The following is a 20,733-nucleotide window of genomic DNA, read 5'->3' on the forward strand; positions in this document are numbered from 1 at the left end:
GGATCGGCCCTGGTGGCCGTGTCCGCTCGGCGGGTAGGGCGTTGTCCGAGCCATGGGGGCTTCGCCGTGGATCGTGTCGGATGACCTGTGGGAGCGGATCGAACCGCTCCTGCCGAAGCGGGAGAGACGGTTCAGGTACCCGGGCCGCAAGCCGGTCCCGGACCGGCAGGCGCTGTGCGGAGTCCTGTTCGTACTGCATACCGGTATTCAGTGGGAACACCTGCCCCAAGAGCTCGGCTTCGGTTCCGGCATGACGTGCTGGCGCCGGCTGCGGGACTGGAACGAGGCCGGCGTCTGGCAGCAGCTGCACGAGGTGCTGCTGGCCGAACTGAACGCCGCCGCCCGCCTCGACTGGTCGAGAGCGGTTGTCGACTCCAGCCACGTCAGAGCGCTAAAAGGGGGCTCCAGACAGGCCCGTCACCAGTCGACCGGGGACGGGCCGGCTCCAAGCACCACCTGATCACCGACGGCAACGGCACCCCGCTCGCGGTCATCCTCACCGGGGGCAACCGCAACGACGTCACCCAGCTCCTGCCCCTGCTCGATGCCGTCCCACCAGTCCGGGGCAGGCCCGGGCGGCCCCGTCGCAAGCCCGAATCGGTCTTCGCAGACCGCGGCTACGACCACGATGTCTACCGAGACCAGGTCTGGGCCCGCCGAATCCTCCCCGTCATCGCCCGACGCGGCACGGCCCACGGCAGCGGACTGGGCACCTACCGGTGGGTGGTCGAGCGCGCCTTCGCCTGGCTTCACGGCTTCAAACGACTCCGCGTCCGCTGGGAACGCCGAGCCGACATCCACGAAGCCTTCCTTAAGCTCGCCTGCTGCCTGATCACCCACCGCCAGGTGCTGTCCTTGACCTGACCGGCACTCACCCCATGTCGATCGACCGGCCCGGCAAACTGATCCCATGAACCGAGACGCCCTGCAATCCGCACTGTCCCAGGACGACAGCATTTCAGCACGCGCAGTCCTGGCCGAGCTGGAGGCAGGCGCGGACTTCCAGGTCTTCCTGAACCAAACGGCTTCTGCACGACAGCTCTGGGGCATCTGGTCCTGGCGGCACGAGGTAATGCTCGACACGGGCGTCACACCCCGTGCCGGACTTGCCGAGGCCATCGCCGGACTCGAAGCCGCAGGAGAAATCCGGGTCTACATGGCGACGGTCACCGGATCACAGAGACGTTTCACGGTGTTCCTGTCGGAAGACCTCACCCAGTGCGTCGCCTGCTGGTGACACCACCTCATTGTGTTAGGCGTTCTTAAGGGCTGTCCCGCCGTTCGAGCGGCAAGGCTCATCCGGGGTCTTGCTCCAGTGTGGCCCGGTGCCGCGAGGATAACGAGTCCGCCCACCGCCGGGTCCGCCACCAGGTGCCGAAAACCCAGGCGGCTGGCGAAGGTCCCGTGCGAGCCTGGCGCACATGACGACGGAACAGAGCGACATCCCCCTAGACCTCACCGCGATCGAGGCCGCCCTCGGCCGCATGGTGTACCGCGCCGGGAACCTGGAGGCCGCGGTGCGATATGTCGGCGGCAGGCTCGCCATTACGCCCAAGGAGCTCCGGAAGCTCGACGGAGTACCGGCGGGCAGGCTGGTGAACGAGGCCAAGGGGCTCGTGGAGAAGGCCGCGGTCGACGAGCGTATCTCCGAGGCCGAGCGCGACGAGCTCGTGAAGCTCCTGGACGACGTCGGCGGCCACCTGGAGGGCCGCAACACCTACATTCACGGCGTGTGGCTGACCAAGGCGAACGGCGAGCCCTTTGTCATGCTCAGCCAGAAGGATTGGCAGGTGAAGACCCGGCCCCTGGCGCCGGAGGAGATCGGCAAGCTCTCCGACGTCTTGCTCGCACTGTCCAACGACATTTTCGACTGGACTGTGCGGGTGCTCGGCGAAGAGGGGGAGACCGGCTCGTAGATCGGACGCTTCGGACGCGTCGATCCGTCCGGCGTACCTTCGCCCAGCTCAGTTCGTTGGTCCCTCCGGGGCCCAGAATCCCCGTTTCCCTCAGAGCCCTGCCGGGCTTGTGGAGGGGCTAGACGGGTTGAGCGGACGGCCAAGACAAAGGCCCAGGCTTGGCAGCCGTGGCAGCTGGTGCATAGCCTCCCAGCAGCCCGGAGTACGGCCTCAGCGCTCCGCGGCTGTGACGCTCATTTGACGCTCCGGGCGTCCAACAGCCCCTGGCGGGACCGCAAAACCCTGTCTGACCTGCATGTTCTCCCACGTTGGCGCAACGTGACATGTTTTCGATGACCCATCACGTGAAGAGGCGCGGTACTTGAAAGCCGTCGCTCCCGCGCTCCAGGCCCCTTCCAGCCTCGCTTCGCCGATCTGTCCAGCGCGGACGACCGCACCATCTGCGTGGTCGCAGCGACCCGGGCCCCGCCATCGTGGCCGCGCTGATCGCATTCGTTTCGTTCCGCCGGCTCCTCAACGGCCGGCAACTGAAACTCCAGGCTGGCGTCTGGGAATCGCGACCGGCCGTCCTCGGACCCGCTTTGCTGCTCCGCACGATGCGCGCTCGGCGCTCCCGCTCGTTCTCCGAGTGGCACTGGCCGACACCGTGACGTTGTGGCTGGTCGGCGCAATCGCTCATCGCCGCGTGGTTCCTTGTCTTCTGGCTCGTGTTCCCGGCCTGCGCCACGGCCCGTACGAGGGGCGTACACGGCAGGTGAGAGGGTCGGCGTCACGCAGGTCATGCAAAAGGGCAAGGAGGATCTACCACTGCGCGGTGCACGTGATCCGTCGCTCCTGGTTCAAAGTCCCAGAGAAGTCCCAGAGACTTCGTCACACCCCACCTCACCTCGCATTTGTGCAGGTCAGGAGGGGTGTGACGATGCTTCTTCTGCAGGCTTTCAGATGTCCCGGAAGATCTCGATCTGTGCGCCCACCGAGTTCAGCCGCTCCGCCAGTTCCTCGTAGCCGCGGTTGATGACGTACACGTTGCGCAGCACCGACGTGCCCTCCGCCGCCATCATCGCGAGGAGGACGACCACCGCCGGGCGCAGGGCCGGGGGGCACATCATTTCGGCGGCGCGCCAGCGGGTGGGGCCCTCGACCAGGACGCGGTGGGGGTCCAGGAGCTGGAGGCGGCCGCCGAGGCGGTTCAGGTCGGTGAGGTAGATGGCGCGGTTGTCGTAGACCCAGTCGTGGATGAGGGTCTGGCCGTGGGCCGAGGCCGCGATCGCCGCGAAGAAGGGGACGTTGTCGATGTTGAGGCCCGGGAACGGCATCGGGTGGATCTTGTCGATCGGCGCCTCCAGTTTGGAGGGACGGACCGTCAGGTCGACCAGGCGGGTGCGGCCGTTGTCGGCGGCGTACTCCGCGGTGCGGTCGCAGTCGACGCCCATCTCCTCCAGGACCGCGAGTTCGATCTCCAGGAACTCGATGGGCACGCGGCGGATCGTCAGCTCGGACTCCGTGACGACGGCGGCGGCGAGCAGGCTCATCGCCTCGACCGGGTCCTCGGAGGGCGAGTAGTCCACGTCCACGTCGATGGAGGGGACGCCGTGCACCGTGAGGGTCGTCGTGCCGATGCCGTCCACGCGTACGCCCAGCGCCTCCAGGAAGAAGCAGAGGTCCTGGACCATGTAGTTGGAGGAGGCGTTCCGGATGACCGTCGTGCCGTCGTGGCGGGCGGCGGCCAGCAGGGCGTTCTCGGTCACGGTGTCGCCGCGCTCGGTCAGCACGATGGGGCGGCCGGGCGTGACGGAGTGGTCCACGCGGGCGTGGTAGATGCCCTCGGTGGCGGCGATGTCCAGGCCGAAGCGGCGCAGCGCGATCATGTGCGGCTCGATCGTGCGGGTGCCGAGGTCGCAGCCGCCCGCGTAGGGCAGCTTGAAGGCGTCCATGCGGTGCAGCAGCGGGCCGAGGAACATGATGATGGAGCGGGTGCGGCGCGCGGCGTCCGCATCCATGGCGTCCATGTCGAGCTTGGCCGGCGGAACGATCTCCAGGTCCGTGCCGTCGTTGATCCAGCGGGCGCGGACGCCGATGGAGTTGAGGACTTCGAGGAGGCGGTAGACCTCCTCGATGCGGGCGACCCGGCGCAGCACCGTGCGCCCCTTGTTGAGCAGCGACGCGCACAGCAGCGCCACGCAGGCGTTCTTGCTGGTCTTGACGTCGATGGCGCCGGAGAGCCGGCGGCCGCCGACGACGCGCAGATGCATGGGGCCGGCGTAGCCGAGCGAGACGATTTCGCTGTCCAGTGCTTCACCGATACGGGCGATCATCTCAAGGCTGATGTTTTGGTTGCCGCGCTCGATGCGGTTCACGGCGCTCTGGCTGGTTCCGAGCGCTTCGGCCAGCTGGCTCTGTGTCCAGCCCCGGTGCTGACGGGCGTCACGGATGAGCTTGCCGATACGTACGAGGTAGTCATCTGACATGTCGGCAGGCTATCTCAGATATGAGATGGCACCCGTACGGGGGTGTGCCGTTCGGGTGAGGAGGGTGTGCCGGGTGCGGGGGAGTGGGGGTGTTCGCGGACGGTTGCGCGGCTCATTCGGGGTACCCGGAGACGGGCGGGCGCGCGGCGCACCAGGGCGGCCCGGACATGACCCGTCAGCGGTCATGTACTAGAGTTATCTCGACATCGAGATATATGCCGAAGGCGCACAGCGGCACCGCTCGGTAAGGGTTACCTAACTAAGCCTTACCTTAGCGGATGGTCCGGTGGTCCGAGGCGGCACCACGCGGCGCCCGCCGCGGTGAGGCGCGGCGCGGAGTTCCGCGCACATTGATGAAGGAGACTGTCGTGTCGGCGAACAGCTTCGACGCCCGCAGCACGCTGCGCGTGGGCGACGAGTCGTACGAGATCTTCAGGCTGGACAAGGTCGAGGGCTCCGCGCGCCTCCCCTACAGCCTCAAGGTCCTGCTGGAGAACCTGCTCCGCACGGAGGACGGCGCGAACATCACCGCCGACCACATCCGCGCGCTCGGCGGCTGGGACTCCCAGGCGCAGCCCAGCCAGGAGATCCAGTTCACGCCGGCCCGCGTGATCATGCAGGACTTCACCGGTGTGCCCTGCGTCGTGGACCTCGCCACCATGCGCGAGGCCGTCAAGGAGCTCGGCGGCGACCCGGAGCGCATCAACCCGCTCGCCCCCGCCGAGCTGGTCATCGACCACTCCGTCATCGCCGACAAGTTCGGCACGAAGGACGCCTTCGGCCAGAACGTCGAGCTGGAGTACGGCCGCAACAAGGAGCGCTACCAGTTCCTGCGCTGGGGCCAGACCGCGTTCGACGAGTTCAAGGTCGTCCCGCCGGGCACCGGCATCGTCCACCAGGTGAACATCGAGCACCTGGCGCGTACGGTCATGGTCCGCAACGGCCAGGCGTACCCCGACACCCTCGTCGGCACCGACTCGCACACCACCATGGTCAACGGCCTCGGCGTCCTCGGCTGGGGCGTCGGCGGCATCGAGGCCGAGGCCGCGATGCTGGGCCAGCCGGTCTCCATGCTCATCCCGCGCGTCGTCGGCTTCAAGCTGACCGGCGAGCTGCCCGCCGGCACCACCGCCACCGACCTCGTGCTGACCATCACCGAGATGCTCCGCAAGCACGGCGTCGTCGGCAAGTTCGTCGAGTTCTACGGTGAGGGCGTCGCCGCCACCTCGCTCGCCAACCGCGCCACCATCGGCAACATGTCGCCCGAGTTCGGCTCCACCGCCGCGATCTTCCCGATCGACGACGAGACGCTGAACTACCTGCGCCTGACCGGCCGCGACGCCCAGCAGGTCGCCCTCGTCGAGGCGTACGCCAAGGAGCAGGGCCTCTGGCTGGACCCGGCCGCCGAGCCCGACTTCTCCGAGAAGCTGGAGCTCGACCTCTCCACGGTCGTGCCCTCCATCGCCGGCCCGAAGCGCCCGCAGGACCGCATCGTCCTCGCCAACGCCAAGGCCCAGTTCGCCCAGGACGTCCGCAACTACGTGGACTGCGTGGACGAGGCGGGCAAGGAGTCCTTCCCGGCCTCCGACTCCCCGGCCATCGGCGCCTCCGGCCCGACGAACCCGGTCCCCGTCACCGCCCCCGACGGCACCACGTACGAGCTGGACCACGGCGCCGTCACCGTCGCCGCGATCACCTCCTGCACCAACACCTCGAACCCGTACGTCATGGTCGCCGCCGCGCTCGTGGCGAAGAAGGCGGTCGAGAAGGGCCTGACCCGCAAGCCGTGGGTCAAGACCACCCTCGCCCCGGGCTCGAAGGTCGTCACCGACTACTTCGACAAGGCGGGCCTCACCCCGTACCTCGACAAGGTCGGCTTCAACCTCGTCGGCTACGGCTGCACCACCTGCATCGGCAACTCCGGCCCGCTGCCGGAGGAGGTCTCCAAGGCCGTCAACGAGCACGACCTGGCCGTCACCTCGGTGCTCTCCGGCAACCGCAACTTCGAGGGCCGGATCAACCCCGACGTCAAGATGAACTACCTGGCCTCCCCGCCGCTGGTCGTCGCGTACGCCATCGCCGGTTCGATGAAGGTGGACATCACCAAGGACGCGCTCGGCACCGACCAGGAAGGCAACCCGGTCCACCTGGCCGACATCTGGCCGACCGAGGCCGAGGTCAACGACGTCGTCGCCAACGCCATCGGCGAGGACATGTTCAACAAGTCCTACCAGGACGTCTTCGCGGGCGACGCCCAGTGGCAGGCCCTGTCGATCCCGACCGGCAACACCTTCGAGTGGGATGCCGAGTCCACCTACGTGCGCAAGCCTCCGTACTTCGAGGGCATGACCATGGAGACCGCGCCGGTCGAGGACATCGCCGGCGCCCGGGTCCTGGCCAAGCTGGGCGACTCGGTCACCACCGACCACATCTCCCCGGCCGGTGCGATCAAGGCCGACACCCCGGCCGGCCAGTACCTCACGGAGCACGGCATCGCGCGCCGCGACTTCAACTCCTACGGCTCGCGCCGTGGCAACCACGAGGTCATGATCCGCGGTACGTTCGCCAACATCCGCCTGCGCAACCAGATCGCGCCGGGCACCGAGGGCGGCTACACCCGCGACTTCACGCAGGACGGCGGGCCGGTCTCCTTCATCTACGACGCCTCGCAGAACTACCAGGCCGCCGGCACCCCGCTGGTCATCCTGGCCGGCAAGGAGTACGGCTCCGGCTCGTCCCGCGACTGGGCCGCCAAGGGCACCGCGCTCCTCGGCGTCAAGGTCGTCATCGCCGAGTCCTACGAGCGCATCCACCGCTCGAACCTCATCGGCATGGGCGTCCTGCCGCTCCAGTTCCCGGAGGGCCAGACCGCCGAGAGCCTGGGCCTGACCGGCGAGGAGACCTTCTCCGTCACCGGCGTCACCGAGCTGAACGACGGCACCACCCCGAGCACGGTCAAGGTCACCACCGACACCGGCGTCGAGTTCGACGGCGTGGTCCGCATCGACACCCCCGGTGAGGCGGACTACTACCGCAACGGCGGCATCCTGCAGTACGTGCTCCGCCAGCTCGTCGCCTCCTGACCCAACCCGGACGAGCGCCCTCCTCCACGCCTCCCGCGCGGAGGAGGGCACCGCGACGGAAGAACCCCGCCCCCGACCCCGGGCGCGGGGTTCTCCCGTCCCGCCTCCGGGGGAGCGGCGGCCCGCGCAGGCGCCCAGAAGCCCCGGACACGCGAAAGGGCCGCACCCCCGACAACGGGGACGCGGCCCTCTCTCATGTTCCGGAGGGAACCGTCAGGACGGCTCAGAACAGGAACTTGTAGCTGTCCCAGCCGCTGGTGCCGACCCGCACCTTGGGGGCGTACGGGGCAGTGGCGTTGCCCGTGCCCTTGTACAGGTACAGCTCGCCGCCCTTGCGGGCGAGGAGGTCGGTCTTGCCGTCCAGGGTGATGTCACCCGTGGAGACGATGGTGTTGTACGTGTTCCAGCCGCTGCCGATCTTCGTGCGCTTGGCGAACGGCGCGCTCTGGCTTCCGGTGCCCTTGTAGAGCCACAGGACGCCGGCCTTGTCGCGGGCGACGACGTCGTTCTTGCCGTCGCCGTTCAGGTCGCCGTTGCCGGCGATCTGGGTGTAGATGTCCCAGCCGTAGCCGGCCTTGATGCGCTTGGTGACGCGGCCGTCGCCGTAGCCGAGGTAGACGTAGAGGTCGCCCTTGGAGTCGACGGCGAGGATGTCACCCGCGGCGGCCCCGCCGATCTGGCCGGGGGAGACGATCTTCTTGTAGATGTTCCAGCCGTAGCCGATCTTGACGGCCGACGAGTCGAACTTCAGGTAGCCCATGTCCCCGTTGTCCTCGCGGAACCAGAGACCGTCGCTCTCACCGTCGACCTGGTTGTCGACCTGCATCATCGCGGAGACGCCGACCCAGCCCGAGCCCATCGTCTCGCGCGCGGTGAGACCGCCCTTGCCGTTCGGGCCGTACGCGTACGCGGTACCGGCCGAGTTGACGGCGTAGAGCGAGAAGTGCGGGGTGACCGCGGCGGCTGCCTGAGCGGGCGCCGCGGACGGCTGGTCCGCCGCCGCACCGAGCGTGGGCTGCGGGGCGTCGGCTGCCACGGCGGAGGTGCCGGTGGCGACGAGGGCGGCGGTGAGCGCCGCGGCTGCCGCGCGAGCGGCTATGCGCATGTGGTGCCGGCCAGTGGTTTTGGCCACAAGTACTCCATGGATCGTGAAGTGGGAGGCGGCCCGCCGCACATGGGCGGCGGGCCACCGATTCAGCCGAATCGTGTCACGATTCCGGGTACGAAACCTTCACGTTTCGTCATGACTCTGTAACCACTGTGACCGGACTCAGAAGAAGAGGCGGTACGTGTTCCAGCCCGAGGTGCCGATGAGCTCCTTCGCCTTGTACGGGGCGGCGGCGTCGCCGGTGCCCTGGTACAGGTACAGCTCGCCCTTCGTGTTGCGCGCGACCAGGTCGGTGATGCCGTCCATGGTCAGGTCGCCCGCGCCGAAGAGGGTGTTGTACTGGTTCCAGCCGCTGCCGATCTTCGTACGCTTCTCGTACGGGGCCTTCTGGTCACCGGTGCCCTTGTAGAGCCACAGGACGCCGGCCTTGTCGCGGGCGACGATGTCGTTCTTGCCGTCGCCGCTCAGGTCGCCGTTGCCGGCGATCTGGGTGTAGATGTCCCAGCCGTAACCGACCTTGAGGCGCTTGGTGACGCGGCCGTCGCCGTAGCCCAGGTACAGGTACACGTCGCCCTTGGTGTCGCGGGCGAACAGGTCACCGCCCTCGGCGCCGCCGAACTGGCCCACCGAGACGACGGTGTTGTAGATGTCCCAGCCGTAGCCGACCTTCTTGCCCGCCTCGTTGCCCTCGTAGTACCAGATGTTGCCCGAGGTGCCGAGCTGCCAGCGGCCGTCCGCGAGGTTGTCCGCGTTGTGGTCCACCTGGCCGACGAACGCGAGGCCCGTCCAGCCGCTGTCGATCTTGGTGCGCGGGGTAAGGGTGCCGTCGCCGAGCGGGGCGTAGGAGTAAGCGTTGTTGCTGCCGTCGACGCCCGAGAGGCCGAACAGGGGAGCGTCACCCACTTCGGCGGCGGAGGCGGAGGCGGCGGAGGCGCCGGTGACGACCAGGGCCGCGGTTATCGCGGCGGCGGCGAGACGGGTCACAGCCCGTCCGGGCCGACGGCCAGAGATCTTGGCCACGTGTGTTCTCCATCGATGGTGGGACGAGGCGTGACGCGCCGCGGGATACGGGGACACGCCACGGAATTGAGGGTGATCCTTTCACGAGTCCCTCACGTCTCCAAGGGTTTGGCGAAATGCGGCCACCACCCGTCCTTCGCCCCGATATGCGGACACCCGGGGTGAACGGCGAACGCCCCGCCCGGCCGCGAAGGGCGGCGGGACGGGGCGCTCGTGCGGCGGCGTACCGGTGTCAGGCCCGGTGCGCCGCGATCAGCCGCTGGTACCAGCGGTAGCTGTCCTTCGGGGTGCGCTCCAGGGTGTCGTAGTCGACCCGGATGATCCCGAACCGCTTCGCGTACCCCAGCGCCCACTCGAAGTTGTCCAGCAGCGACCACACGTAGTAGCCGCGCACGTCGACGCCCGCGTCCATCGCGGACCGCAGCGCCGCCAGGTGCGTGCGCAGGTACTCCACCCGGTCCGCGTCCCGCACCGAGCCGTCCGGCTCCACGGTGTCGTACTCCGCCGAGCCGTTCTCCGTGATGTGCACCGGCGGCAGCGCGTCCCCGTAGGTGTCCTTCAGCGCGGTCAGCAGATCGGTGAAGGACTCCGGGACGACCGGCCAGTCCATCGCCGTGCGCCGCACGTCCGGGTACCGCGCCTCCGCGTACCGGTTGTCGGTGGCCACCCGCAGCGCCGGGTCGGGCTCGCGGTGCGGGGCGTCGGCGACCACGATCGGGCGGTAGTAGTTGATGCCCAGGAAGTCCAGCGGCTGGGAGATCAGCTCCAGGTCGCCCTCGCGCCGGAAGTCCTGCCCGGTGATCAGCTCGCCCCAGGTCTCCTCCTCGGTGGCCGGGTAGCGGCCCGCGAGGATCGGCTCCGTCCACACCAGGTTGTGCTGGGTGTCCGCGCGGACCACCGCGGCCCGGTCGGCGTCCGAGCCGGTGGCCGGCACGTTGCGGTCCAGGTTGAGCGTGATCCCCGCCTCCCGGACGCCCGCCGCGCGCAGCGCCGTCATCGCCAGGCCGTGGCCGACGAGCAGGTGGTGGGCGGCGGCCAGGGCGCCGCGCCCCTCCTGCGCGCCGGGGGCGTGCCGGCCCACGGAGTAGCCCAGGAAGGCGCTGCACCAGGGCTCGTTGAGGGTGATCCAGCGCGGCACCCGGTCGCCCAGGTGCTCGGCGACGATCGCCGTGTACTCGCCGAACCGCTCGGCCGTCTCCCGTACCCGCCAGCCGCCCCGGTCCTCCAGGGCCTGCGGCAGGTCCCAGTGGTAGAGGGTCGCGGCCGGCTCGATGCCCGCCTCCAGCAGCTCGTCGACGAGCCGGGAGTAGAAGTCCAGGCCCTTCGGATTCACCGCGCCGGAGCCCTCCGGCAGGATGCGGGACCAGGCGATGGAGAAGCGGTACGAGTCGACGCCGAGATCGCGCAGCAGCGCCACGTCCTCGCGGTAGCGGTGGTAGTGGTTGCAGGCCACGTCGCCCGTGTCGCCGCCGTCCGTGCGGCCGGGCGTGTGGCTGTAGGTGTCCCAGATGGACGGCCCGCGGCCGTCCTCCCGCGCGGCGCCCTCGATCTGGTACGAGGCCGTGGCCGCGCCGAAGACGAATCCGGGCGGAAAGGTCGGGAACTCAGTCATGGCTGCCTTTACTTGACCGAGCCGCCGGTGATCCCGGCGGCGATGTACTTCTGCGAGAGCACGAGCAGGACGGCCGCGGGGACGGCGGACAGCACGGAGGCGGCCATCACCGAACCCCAGTCGCCGACGTGCGCGCCGATGTACTGGTAGATGCCGAGCGTGATCGGCTTGACGTCGTCCGTGGTGTTCAGCGTCAGCGCGAACATGAAGTCGCTCCACGCGTACAGGAAGGCGAACAGTCCGGCCGTGATGAGCGAGTTGCGGCTCATCGGGAGCACGACCCGGACGAAGGTGCGCAGCCGGCCCGCCCCGTCCACCTCGGCGGCCTCGATCACCTCGCGGGGGATGGCGACCATGAAGGACCGCATGAGGACGATCGCGAACGGGATGCCCAGCGAGGCGTCGGCCAGCATCAGCCCGGCGTACGAGTTGACCAGGCCCAGGTCCACGTACGCGCTGTACAGGGCGTTGGCGATGACGATGCCCGGCACCATCTGGGTGATCAGGGTGCCGAAGACGACGGTCTTGGTGCCCCGGAGCTTGAACTGCGCCAGCCCGTACGCGGCGGGCGCCGAGATCGCCAGGCAGATGGCGACCGCGCCGAGCGCCACCGCCAGCGAGGTCAGCAGGTTGCCGCCCTGGTCGGTGAGCGCCGAGCGGAAGCCCGACAGGTCCAGGCCGTGCGGGACGGGATCGACCTCCAGCAGCCCGGAGTCGGGCTGGAGCGCGGTGTTCACCATCCAGTACAGCGGGAACAGCATCACGCCCAGCACCAGGAGGCCGAAGACCGTGGCGCCCCAGCGGCGCTTGGGCCGGCCGGTCGGACGCGTGGGTGCGGCGGGGGTACGCACGGTGCTCGCCATGCCGGTCACTTCCCCTCGTTGCGGTTGGCCCGCAGGTAGAACACCGCGAAGACGGCGGAGATCAGGATCAGGATGTTGCCGACCACGGCACCGGCCCCGAAGTCCAGCTGGACGAAGGAGTTCTGGTACGTGAGGGTGCCGAGGGTCTGGGTGGAGTCGGCGGGTCCGCCGTCGGTGAGCGCGAGGATCAGGTCGAGGATCTTCACCGTGGACATGAAGCCGAGCACCAGCACCACCGTGATCACCGGCCGCAGCATCGGCAGCGTGATCGAGCGGAAGGTGCGCCAGGCGGACGCGCCGTCCAGCGCGGCGGCCTCGTACAGCTCCTTGGGGACCTCCTGGAGGCCGCCGTAGAGGATCACCATGTTGAACGGGATGCCGATCCAGATGTTCACCAGGATCACCGAGGTGAGCGCCATGCTCGTGCTGGTCAGCCAGGGGGTGTCACCGCCGAGGCCGATCGTGCCCAGGAACGAGTTGAGGACGCCGGTGTCCTGGTCGAGGATGCGCCGCCAGACGACACCGGAGACCACCATCGGCACCAGCCACGGCAGCAGGATCAGCGACCGCAGCACCCCGTTGAGCGGGAAGCGCCGGTTGAAGAACACCGCCAGGGCCAGGCCGATGCCGAACTGTCCGATCAGCGAGCCGATGGTGAACAGGATGGTGTGCCACAGGGCCTTCCCGAACAGCTCGTCGTTGAAGACCTTGCTCCAGTTGTCCGTCCCGTTGAACGGGGACTCGCCCGTGAAGAACGTGGACGGCGAGTAGTCCTGGAAGCTCATCACGATGTTCCGGACGAGCGGATAGCCGAAGAACAGCGCCATGAAGATCACGGCGGGGGCGATGAAGCCCCACTGGGCGAGCCGCCTGCGGCGGCGGATGCGGGCGGGGTTCGGCGGCTTCGCGGCCTTCTGCACGGCGGGCGCCGGGCCCGCGGTCGCGGAAGCGGTGGGGGTCGACATGGTTCGGATACCTCAGTTCCCGCTCGTCGCGCGCTTCTGGGCCCGGGTGAGGGCGGCCTCGCTCGACTCGCCGGTCAGGGCGGACTGGAACGCGCTCTGCAGCGCGAGGGAGACGGACGACCAGCGCGCGCCGAGCTTGGCGGTGCGCGACCGGGCCGTGGCGACCTGGTCGGCCAGGGCGTCCAGCTCCGGGACCTTCGTCCGCCACACGGCGGCGGCCTTCGCGTTGGCCGGGACCATCCAGCTGTTCAGCGCGTAGGTGATCTGCTCCTGCTCGCCGGACATGCAGCCGATGATCTCGGCGGCCTTCTTCTCGCGCTTCTCGTCGCCCGTGTTGGGCACGGTGAGCACGCCGCCGCCCAGCGGGCCCACCGAGTCGTCGCCGGCCTTCGGGACCGGGATCTCGGCGATGCCCCAGTTCAGCCCCTTCTTGGAGTTCAGGGTCTCGACCTGCCAGGGGCCGTTGATCATCATTGCGGCGTTGCCGGCCATGAACTGGTCGTTCACGTCGGCCTGGGTCCAGTTCACCGTCGACTTGGACAGCGATCCGTCCGCCAGCAGGCTCTTCCAGTAGTCCAGCGCCCCGACGACCTCGGGGCTGTTCAGCTCGGTCTCGTCGCCGCCGTTGGACCACATGAAGGGGGTGAACTGGAAGACGCCGTCCTCGGCGCCGCCCGCGCTGAGCGCGATGCCGTACTGCCGGCCGTGGGTGAGCTTCTTCGCGGTCTCCCGCATCTCGTCCCAGGTGGTGGGGGCCTTCAGCCCGGCCTTGTCGAGCGTGTCCTTGTTGTAGAAGAGGGCCAGCGTGTTCACGGTGCGCGCGGCCCCGTAGTAGGTGCCCTCGTAGGAGCCGAAGTCCACGATGCCCCCGGGGATGTCCTTCGTGCTCAGCCCGAGGTCCTTCAGCGGGATCAGCCCGCCGGCCTCGGCGAACGTCGGCATCTCGGAGGCGTCCAGCTGGAGGACGTCCGGCAGTGACTTGGACGACGCCATCCGCAGGGCCTTGGTCATCACCTGCGAGGCCGGAACGCTCTGCTGCTCGATGGTCACTCCGAGCCGCTCGCTGCACCGGGCCAGCGTCTGGGCGTCCCAGCGGTGGTAGGACTCGTCGGTCGACGAGTTCAGAACGGTGTAGACGTCCGGATCCCGCTGCTGGCCGCAGCCCGTCAGGACCACACCGCCGATCAGCGCGGACACGACGGTGAGCGGGACGGCGACCCGAGGGGTGAAGCGGTTCGACATTCTGCTGCCTCTTGTCGGCGGGGCCCGGACGGCTGCGCTGCCGTCCGACCGATTTGTTTGCTGCCAGTACTAATACGTCATGTGGCCCGGCGTTTCTAGACCGTCCTGGTGACGCGCACGTCACACTGGGGCAACATGCCCGCTCAGAGGGGGTCTCCCGCCCCGCGATCAGGCGGATTCGTAGGTTCCGCAAGGCAAATCGAAGCGCTTCGAAAACCATTTGTTTTGTGTACGATCAAATCAGGACCCACAGGAACGGACCCCCCATGAAGTTCACCGACGGCTTCTGGCAGATGCGAGACGGTGTCCACGCCTCGTACGCCACCGAACTCCGCGACCTCCGCCTCGGCACCGACCGTCTCACCGCGTACGCCGCGGTCCAGCGCGTGACACGGCGCGGGGACACCCTGAACGCGCCGCTGATCACCGTGGAGGCCCACGCCCCCGCCGAGGGCGTCATCGGCGTCCGGATCACCCATCTGGCGGGCCGGCGCCACCCCGGCCCGGACTTCGCGCTGCCCGGCGCCGCCGGGGACGCCTCCGCCGTCACCCGCGAGAGCGACGGCGCCGCCGAGCTGACCAGCGGTCCCCTCACCCTCCGGCTGCCGACCTCCGGCGCCTTCGGCCTGGAGTTCCGCGACGCGGACGGCCGGACGCTCACCTCCGCCGGGCGCAAGGGGACCGCCTTCGCCTCCACCGGCGACGGCGCCCACCACGTGTTCGCCCAGCTCGCGCTCGGCGTCGGGGAGAACGTCTACGGCCTCGGCGAGCGGTTCACCCCGTACGTCAAGAACGGCCAGGCCGTCGACATGTGGCAGGCGGACGGCGGCACCAGCAGCGAGCAGGCGTACAAGAACGTGCCGTTCTACCTGTCCTCGCGCGGCTACGGCGTCTTCGTCAACCACCCCGGCAAGGTCTCCTTCGAGGTCGGCTCCGAAGCGGTGGGCCAGGTCCAGTTCAGCGTCGAGGACCAGACCCTGGAGTACTACGTCGTCGCCGGGCCCACCCCCAAGGAGGTGCTGGCCCGCTACACCGCGCTCACCGGCCGCCCGGCCCTGCCCCCGGCCTGGTCCTTCGGCCTCTGGCTCACCACCTCGTTCACCACCTCCTACGACGAGGCCACCGTCACCTCGTTCGTGGACGGCATGGCCGAGCGCGGCATCCCGCTCTCCGTCTTCCACTTCGACTGCTTCTGGATGCGCGAGTACCAGTGGTGCGACTTCGAGTGGGACGCCGACGTCTTCCCCGACCCGGAGGGCATGATCGCCCGGCTCAAGGACAAGGGCCTGCGGATCTGCGTCTGGATCAACCCGTACATCGCGCAGAAGAGCCCCCTGTACGAGGAGGGCGCGGCCCGCGGCTACTTCGTCCGCACCCCCGGGGGCGACGTCTGGCAGTGGGACAAGTGGCAGGCCGGCATGGCCCTGGTGGACTTCACCAACCCCGAGGCCACCGCCTGGTACCAGGGCAAGCTGCGCACCCTGCTCGGCCAGGGCGTGGACGGCTTCAAGACCGACTTCGGCGAGCGCATCCCCACCGACGTCGTCTGGCACGACGGCTCCGACCCGGAGCGCATGCACAACTACTACACGCACCTGTACAACAAGGCCGTCTTCGAACTCCTGGAGGAGGAGCGCGGCCGGGGCGAGGCGGTCCTGTTCGCCCGCTCCGCCACGGCCGGCGGCCAGCAGTTCCCCGTGCACTGGGGCGGTGACTGCTGGTCCTCCTTCGAGGCGATGGCGGAGTCCCTGCGCGGCGGCCTGTCCCTCTCGCTCTCCGGCTTCGGCTTCTGGAGCCACGACATCGGCGGCTTCGAGGGCACCCCCGACCCGGCCGTCTTCAAGCGCTGGCTCGCCTTCGGCCTGCTCTCCTCGCACAGCCGGCTGCACGGCTCCTCGTCGTACCGCGTGCCGTGGGAGTTCGGCGACGAGGCGGTCGAGGTCGCCCGCCGCTTCACGGAGCTGAAGCACCGCCTGATGCCCTACCTGTACGGGGCGGCCGTCGAGGCCCACCGCACCGGCGTCCCGGTCATGCGGCCCATGCTCCTGGAGTTCCCGGACGACCCGGCCGCCCGCACCGCCGACCGGCAGTACATGCTGGGCCCGGACCTGCTGGTCGCCCCGGTCTTCAGCGAGGACGGCGAGGTCGAGTACTACGTCCCCGAGGGCACCTGGACCCACCTGCTGACCGGCGAGACCGTGACCGGCCCGGCCTGGCACCGGGACACCTACGGCTTCGACAGCCTCCCGCTGCTCGTCCGGCCCGGCGCGGTCCTCCCGCTCGGCGCGGACACCTCACGCCCCGACGGTGACTGGACGGACCACCTCGAACTGCGCGCGTACGCCCCCGAGGGCACCGGCGACTTCACCCGCACGGTGACCGTCCCGGACCTCACCGGCGCCCCCGCCGCCACCTACCGGGTGACCCACCAGGACGGCACGCTCCACGTGTCGGCGGACACGGACCGGCCCCACCGGGCGGTGACCGTCACGCCCGGCGCTCCCTCTCCCGCGATCTGACCCACGCGGTGAACGCCTCGACCGCGTCCACCACCGCTTCGAACCGCAGCGAGTGGTACAGGTCGAAGGCGTGGTGGCCGCCCCGCAGCTCGGCGTACACGACCGGGTTCGCGGAGGCGGCCCGCAGCCCGTCGGTCACCTCCCGGATGCCGGCCACCGGCACCAGCGGGTCCAGATCGCCGTGCGCGACGAACATCGGGGGCGCGTCCGGCCGGGCGTGGCCCAGCGGCGACGACTCGGGGCCCTGGTCCCAGTACGAGCCCAGGAAGCCGTTGAGGACGACGACCCCGCTGACCGAGGTGTCGGCGTCCTCGAAGCCCGGCTGGAACGCGGGGTCGCCGGCGGTCAGCGCGGCGATCGCGGCCATGTGGCCGCCCGCCGAACTGCCCGCGACGAACACGGTCGAGGCGTCCGCCCCGTAGACGTGGGCGTGCTCCCGCGCCCACGCGATCACCCGCTTCAGATCGATCATGTGCTCCGGGTGCCGGACCTGCGGCTTCAGCCGGTAGTTGGCGCTGATGGTGACCCAGCCCCGGCTCGCCAGCCGGTGCAGCAGCGGCAGCGACTGGCTGTTCTTGTGGCCCCCGCTGTAGTGGCCGCCGTGCATGTGGATCAGCACCGGCCCGCCCCGCGGCCGGGCGCGGTGGTGGTACACGTCCAGCAGCTGGCGCCGCCCCGCGTCCCCGTACGACAGGTTGCCCACCCGCCGCACGCCGGGGTGGCGGCGCAGGATCGGCAGGAACACGATCCGCGGCCACGGCGGCCGGTGGCGCAGCCCCCGGGCGAGGTCCGCGTCGATCGAGGCGCGCCACCCCTCGCCCAGTTCCGCCGTCATCGCCCGCTCGATCCGCGCCCGCTCGCCCCCGGCGCGGTGGGCGACGACCGCGAGGCCGGGCACGGTCGCGGCGGCCAGCGCGACGATCGCCCAGGCGCCCGGCGAGTCCCGGACGTCGTCCTGGGCGAAGGCCATCGCCGTGGGGACCAGCAGCATCCAGAAGAAGACGGCGAACGGCAGCTCGTTGGCGGCGAGGCCGAAGAAGTAGGCCGGGCGGCCCAGCGGACGCTCCCAAGGCACCGGCCACAGCGCGCACAGCGTTCCGATCGCTGCGACGGCGACGGGGATCAGATATCCGACGGGCACGGCACCTCCCTGGGACGGCAGCCGGCACTGCCTGCGGACGCGCCCCCGGCGGAGGGCGGCGCCCACCAGTGTTCCGCCGCCCGCCCGGGGCATCAACGACGTTCTCGGCAACGTCCGTTGACTCCGGACCGAAGAATTTGGGGGCCGCGCGCGTAGGGCCTGTCCGGCGGATCAGGGCCGGGTAGGGCGCGCCCGCGCCGCGCGCCCGGCCCGGAGTGGGATCGTGAGGCGGCGGGCGCGCACCCCGCGCGGCGCGAGCGGTTACGGCACTGAGAGCGGACGGCCTTCACATGGGCGAACTGATCCTGATCCGGCACGGCGAGACCGCGTGGTCCCGCGACGGGCGGCACACCAGCCACACCGACCTGCCCCTGACCCCCCTCGGTGAACGCCAGGCCCGCGCCCTGGCCCCCCTGCTCGCCGAGCGCTCCCTCGCCCTCACCCTGGTCAGCCCGCTGGCCCGGGCCCTGCGCACCGCCGAACTCGCCGGGATCGCCGCGCCCCGGGTCACCCCGGAGCTGCGCGAGTGGGACTACGGCGGCTACGAGGGCGTCACCACGGACGAGATCCACCGCACCCGGCCCGGCTGGAACCTCTGGACGGACGGGGTGGCGGCCGGGCCGCCGGAGCATCCGGGGGAGAGCCCCGCCCAGGTGGGGGAGCGGGCCGACCGGGTGCTGGCGCAGGTGGCCGAGGCGGCTGCGCGGGCCGGTGACCGGGACATCGCGCTCGTCGCCCACTCGCACTTCCTGCGGGTCCTGACCGCCCGCTACCTGGGCCTCTCCCCGGCCGGGGGCGCCCTGTTCCAGCTGGCCACGGGCGCGGTGTCGCGGCTGGGCCGGGAACACGGCAACCCGGTCGTCACCGCGTGGAACGTGGCGCTGCCGCGGAGCCTCTTCCCGCCGCCGCAGGCCCCGGAACACGACTGACCCGATGATTGGACTGGACCAATAAGCCGGTCAACGGGCCGGTTCCGTAAGAGGATCGCGCGAACCAACGGCCACAGTCCCGCCCTAAGGGCCTGCCCTAGGTCTCAAGTAGGGAAAGACTCTTTCGTAAGTCCGCATTCGATCTTGCGTAGTTGACGAGAAGTGGACTATACCTGTCGGCGTCCGCATAGCCGAGGTAGTCGGCGGCGGTCCAGGGGGAATCGGAAGCGGTCCGTACGAACGAGTACGCGGCGTGCCGGAGGCTCCCCGTGGCCAGAATGATCCAGCTTCAACTGACCGCGGTGGCGGGGCCCTTTGCCGAGGCACATTCTCGCTGGGTGACCGATACACCGCCTGAGTCCTGGAGAAGGCGAGGACTTGAGCATGGGATCCACCTCCGCTCACGGTAATGAGGGTCTCGGACGCCGTGATCTGATCAAGCGGTCCGCCGCCATTGGCCTGATCACCGTGCCGACGATGAGTCTCCTGACGAGCTGCGCCACCGGTGGCGGCGGCAGCGACGAGAAGAAGACCAAGGCGCCGGCCGGCAAGACCTCCGCAACCAACCCCCTCGGTGTGGAAAAGGGCGCGGCGCTCGAGGCGTTCATCTTCAAGGGCGGTCTGGGCGACCAGTACGCCAAGGACGCGGAGGCCGACTACAAGTCGACGTACGGGGCGACGGTCAAGCACACCGGCACCCAGCAGGTCGGCCCCAAGCTGACCCCGCGCTTCGCGGGCGGCAACCCGCCGGACGTGATCGACAACTCCGGTGCCGACCACCTGAACATGAACAAACTCTCCGCCCAGGGCCAGCTCCAGGACCTGAAGGCGCTGCTCGACGCCGGCTCCATCGACGACCCGGCCAAGAAGGTCCGCGACACGATCCACCCGAGCACCCTGGAGAAGGGGCTGCACGGCGAGACCTTCGACGTGCTGTACTACGCCTTCACCATCTACGGCACCTGGTACTCCCAGAAGCTGATGGACGCCAAGGGCTGGGAGTACCCCAAGACCCTCGACGCGATGGTCAAGCTCTGCGGCGACATCAAGAAGGAGGGCATCGCGCCCTGGACGTACGCGGGCAAGTACCCGTACTACGTCCACTTCAACCTCTTCGCCCAGATCGCCAAGATCGGCGGCATGGACGCCTGGATGGCGATCGACAACCTCGAGCCGAACGCGTGGACGAAGAACGACGCGGTCAAGGAAGTCATCGAGCACTACGAGGAGTTGGCCGCCAAAAAGTACTTCCTGGAGGGCAGCCAGGGCCTCACCCACATCCAGTCCCAGACTCAGTGGACCAAGGGCAAGGCCGTCTTCATCCCGAACGGCTCCTGGGTCGAGAACGAGGCCGCCCCGACCACCCCGGAGGACTTCGGGATGGCCGTCGGCGCGCTCTTCGACGGGACCGGCGACAAGATGCCGCACGGCACCCTGCGCGCCGAGCCCAGCGAGCCGTTCATCGTGCCGAGCAAGGGCAAGAACCCGGTCGGCGGCATGGAACTGCTGCGCATCATGCTCTCCAAGAAGCACGCGCAGAACTTCGCCACCAAGGTCAAGTCCCTCACCTGCGTGATGGACGCGACCGAGGGGATGAAGCTCTCGCCCGGTCTGGCCTCGGCCAGCTCCGTCTTCAAGGAGGCCGGCAGCAACCTCGTCACCTGCCAGCTCCAGGAGTGGTACCCGGCACTGACGGACGAGAAGATGGGCGGCCTGACGGGCCAGCTGCTCACCGGTGACCTGAAGGCGGCCGACTGGATCAAGAAGACCCAGGAGGCCTGCGACAAGGTGGCCAAGGACGACTCGGTCACCAAGTTCAAGCGCACTTCCTGAGCAGCGCCCCGAAACCGAGGAGAAGGGCCGGGAA

Annotated in this window: 14 protein-coding genes and 1 pseudogene; 7 read left to right on the top strand and 8 right to left on the bottom strand. The window is 69.4% G+C overall.

What is annotated here, in order from left to right; translation table 11 throughout:
* Positions 1–52: 52 nt before the first annotated feature.
* The 3 genes and pseudogenes from MHW47_RS04260 to MHW47_RS04270 all read left to right on the top strand — a co-directional run.
* Positions 53–777: pseudogene (locus MHW47_RS04260) on the top strand (IS5 family transposase); the annotation flags it as partial.
* A 133-nt stretch (positions 778–910) separates the two neighbouring features.
* Positions 911–1,237: a hypothetical protein gene (locus MHW47_RS04265; protein ID WP_239221256.1), complete on the top strand. Its 327-nt coding sequence runs from the start codon at positions 911–913 to the stop codon at positions 1,235–1,237.
* A 184-nt stretch (positions 1,238–1,421) separates the two neighbouring features.
* Entirely contained in the window at positions 1,422–1,916 is a 495-nt protein-coding gene (locus tag MHW47_RS04270) for a hypothetical protein (RefSeq protein WP_239221257.1), read from the top strand.
* Between the two features lie 938 nt (positions 1,917–2,854).
* On the opposite strand, the gene MHW47_RS04275 is transcribed toward MHW47_RS04270, so the two are convergent.
* Positions 2,855–4,384, bottom strand: coding sequence for a UDP-N-acetylglucosamine 1-carboxyvinyltransferase (locus MHW47_RS04275; protein ID WP_111338779.1), 1,530 nt, complete (start codon positions 4,382–4,384; stop codon positions 2,855–2,857).
* 368 nt (positions 4,385–4,752) lie between these two features.
* Between MHW47_RS04275 and acnA the strand changes: the two genes are divergently transcribed.
* Positions 4,753–7,467, top strand: a complete 2,715-nt coding sequence (gene acnA / locus MHW47_RS04280; protein ID WP_308381381.1) for an aconitate hydratase AcnA — start codon at positions 4,753–4,755, stop codon at positions 7,465–7,467.
* Between the two features lie 223 nt (positions 7,468–7,690).
* Here the strand turns inward: acnA and MHW47_RS04285 are convergent, their stop codons facing one another.
* From MHW47_RS04285 to MHW47_RS04310, 6 genes are all read right to left on the bottom strand, one after another.
* A complete protein-coding gene (locus MHW47_RS04285; protein WP_374230051.1) occupies positions 7,691–8,599 on the bottom strand; it encodes an FG-GAP repeat domain-containing protein in 909 nt (302 codons plus the stop codon).
* A 138-nt stretch (positions 8,600–8,737) separates the two neighbouring features.
* A complete protein-coding gene (locus tag MHW47_RS04290) occupies positions 8,738–9,595 on the bottom strand; it encodes a VCBS repeat-containing protein (RefSeq protein ID WP_239221259.1) in 858 nt (285 codons plus the stop codon).
* Between the two features lie 232 nt (positions 9,596–9,827).
* Positions 9,828–11,207: a GH1 family beta-glucosidase gene (locus MHW47_RS04295; protein ID WP_239221260.1), complete on the bottom strand. Its 1,380-nt coding sequence runs from the start codon at positions 11,205–11,207 to the stop codon at positions 9,828–9,830.
* An 8-nt stretch (positions 11,208–11,215) separates the two neighbouring features.
* Positions 11,216–12,070 (bottom strand): carbohydrate ABC transporter permease, encoded by an 855-nt coding sequence (locus MHW47_RS04300; RefSeq protein ID WP_239221261.1) that lies wholly within the window; start codon positions 12,068–12,070, stop codon positions 11,216–11,218.
* A gap of 5 nt (positions 12,071–12,075) precedes the next feature.
* Positions 12,076–13,035, bottom strand: a complete 960-nt coding sequence (locus MHW47_RS04305) for a carbohydrate ABC transporter permease (RefSeq protein ID WP_239221262.1) — start codon at positions 13,033–13,035, stop codon at positions 12,076–12,078.
* 12 nt (positions 13,036–13,047) lie between these two features.
* The gene (locus MHW47_RS04310; protein ID WP_239221263.1) at positions 13,048–14,277 is read right to left on the bottom strand and encodes a sugar ABC transporter substrate-binding protein; all 1,230 of its coding nucleotides are present in this window, start codon (positions 14,275–14,277) and stop codon (positions 13,048–13,050) included.
* Between the two features lie 266 nt (positions 14,278–14,543).
* On the opposite strand from MHW47_RS04310, the gene yicI reads away from it, so the two are divergent.
* Positions 14,544–16,796, top strand: a complete 2,253-nt coding sequence (gene yicI, locus MHW47_RS04315) for an alpha-xylosidase (protein WP_239221264.1) — start codon at positions 14,544–14,546, stop codon at positions 16,794–16,796.
* Here the strand turns inward: yicI and MHW47_RS04320 are convergent.
* Positions 16,765–17,937, bottom strand: coding sequence for an alpha/beta hydrolase (locus MHW47_RS04320; protein ID WP_239221265.1), 1,173 nt, complete (start codon positions 17,935–17,937; stop codon positions 16,765–16,767). The two genes, yicI and MHW47_RS04320, sit on opposite strands and share 32 nt — an antisense overlap.
* A gap of 290 nt (positions 17,938–18,227) precedes the next feature.
* On the opposite strand from MHW47_RS04320, the gene MHW47_RS04325 reads away from it, so the two are divergent.
* Complete coding sequence (locus tag MHW47_RS04325; RefSeq protein WP_239221266.1) at positions 18,228–18,866, top strand: histidine phosphatase family protein; 639 nt, start codon at positions 18,228–18,230, stop codon at positions 18,864–18,866.
* A gap of 384 nt (positions 18,867–19,250) precedes the next feature.
* A complete protein-coding gene (ngcE, locus tag MHW47_RS04330) occupies positions 19,251–20,699 on the top strand; it encodes an N-acetylglucosamine/diacetylchitobiose ABC transporter substrate-binding protein (protein ID WP_239221267.1) in 1,449 nt (482 codons plus the stop codon).
* Positions 20,700–20,733: the final 34 nt, after the last annotated feature.

Source organism: Streptomyces sp. OfavH-34-F (assembly GCF_022347745.1).
GTDB lineage: Bacteria > Actinomycetota > Actinomycetes > Streptomycetales > Streptomycetaceae > Streptomyces.

Coding starts and splice junctions, on each gene's coding strand:
- MHW47_RS04305 (WP_239221262.1), bottom strand. CDS start 13,035: ATGTCGACCCCCACCGCTTCCGCGACCGCGGGCCCGGCGCCCGCCGTG.
- MHW47_RS04270 (WP_239221257.1), top strand. CDS start 1,422: ATGACGACGGAACAGAGCGACATCCCCCTAGACCTCACCGCGATCGAG.
- ngcE (WP_239221267.1), top strand. CDS start 19,251: ATGGGATCCACCTCCGCTCACGGTAATGAGGGTCTCGGACGCCGTGAT.
- MHW47_RS04275 (WP_111338779.1), bottom strand. CDS start 4,384: ATGTCAGATGACTACCTCGTACGTATCGGCAAGCTCATCCGTGACGCC.
- MHW47_RS04265 (WP_239221256.1), top strand. CDS start 911: ATGAACCGAGACGCCCTGCAATCCGCACTGTCCCAGGACGACAGCATT.
- MHW47_RS04300 (WP_239221261.1), bottom strand. CDS start 12,070: ATGGCGAGCACCGTGCGTACCCCCGCCGCACCCACGCGTCCGACCGGC.
- MHW47_RS04295 (WP_239221260.1), bottom strand. CDS start 11,207: ATGACTGAGTTCCCGACCTTTCCGCCCGGATTCGTCTTCGGCGCGGCC.
- MHW47_RS04310 (WP_239221263.1), bottom strand. CDS start 14,277: ATGTCGAACCGCTTCACCCCTCGGGTCGCCGTCCCGCTCACCGTCGTG.
- yicI (WP_239221264.1), top strand. CDS start 14,544: ATGAAGTTCACCGACGGCTTCTGGCAGATGCGAGACGGTGTCCACGCC.
- MHW47_RS04325 (WP_239221266.1), top strand. CDS start 18,228: ATGGGCGAACTGATCCTGATCCGGCACGGCGAGACCGCGTGGTCCCGC.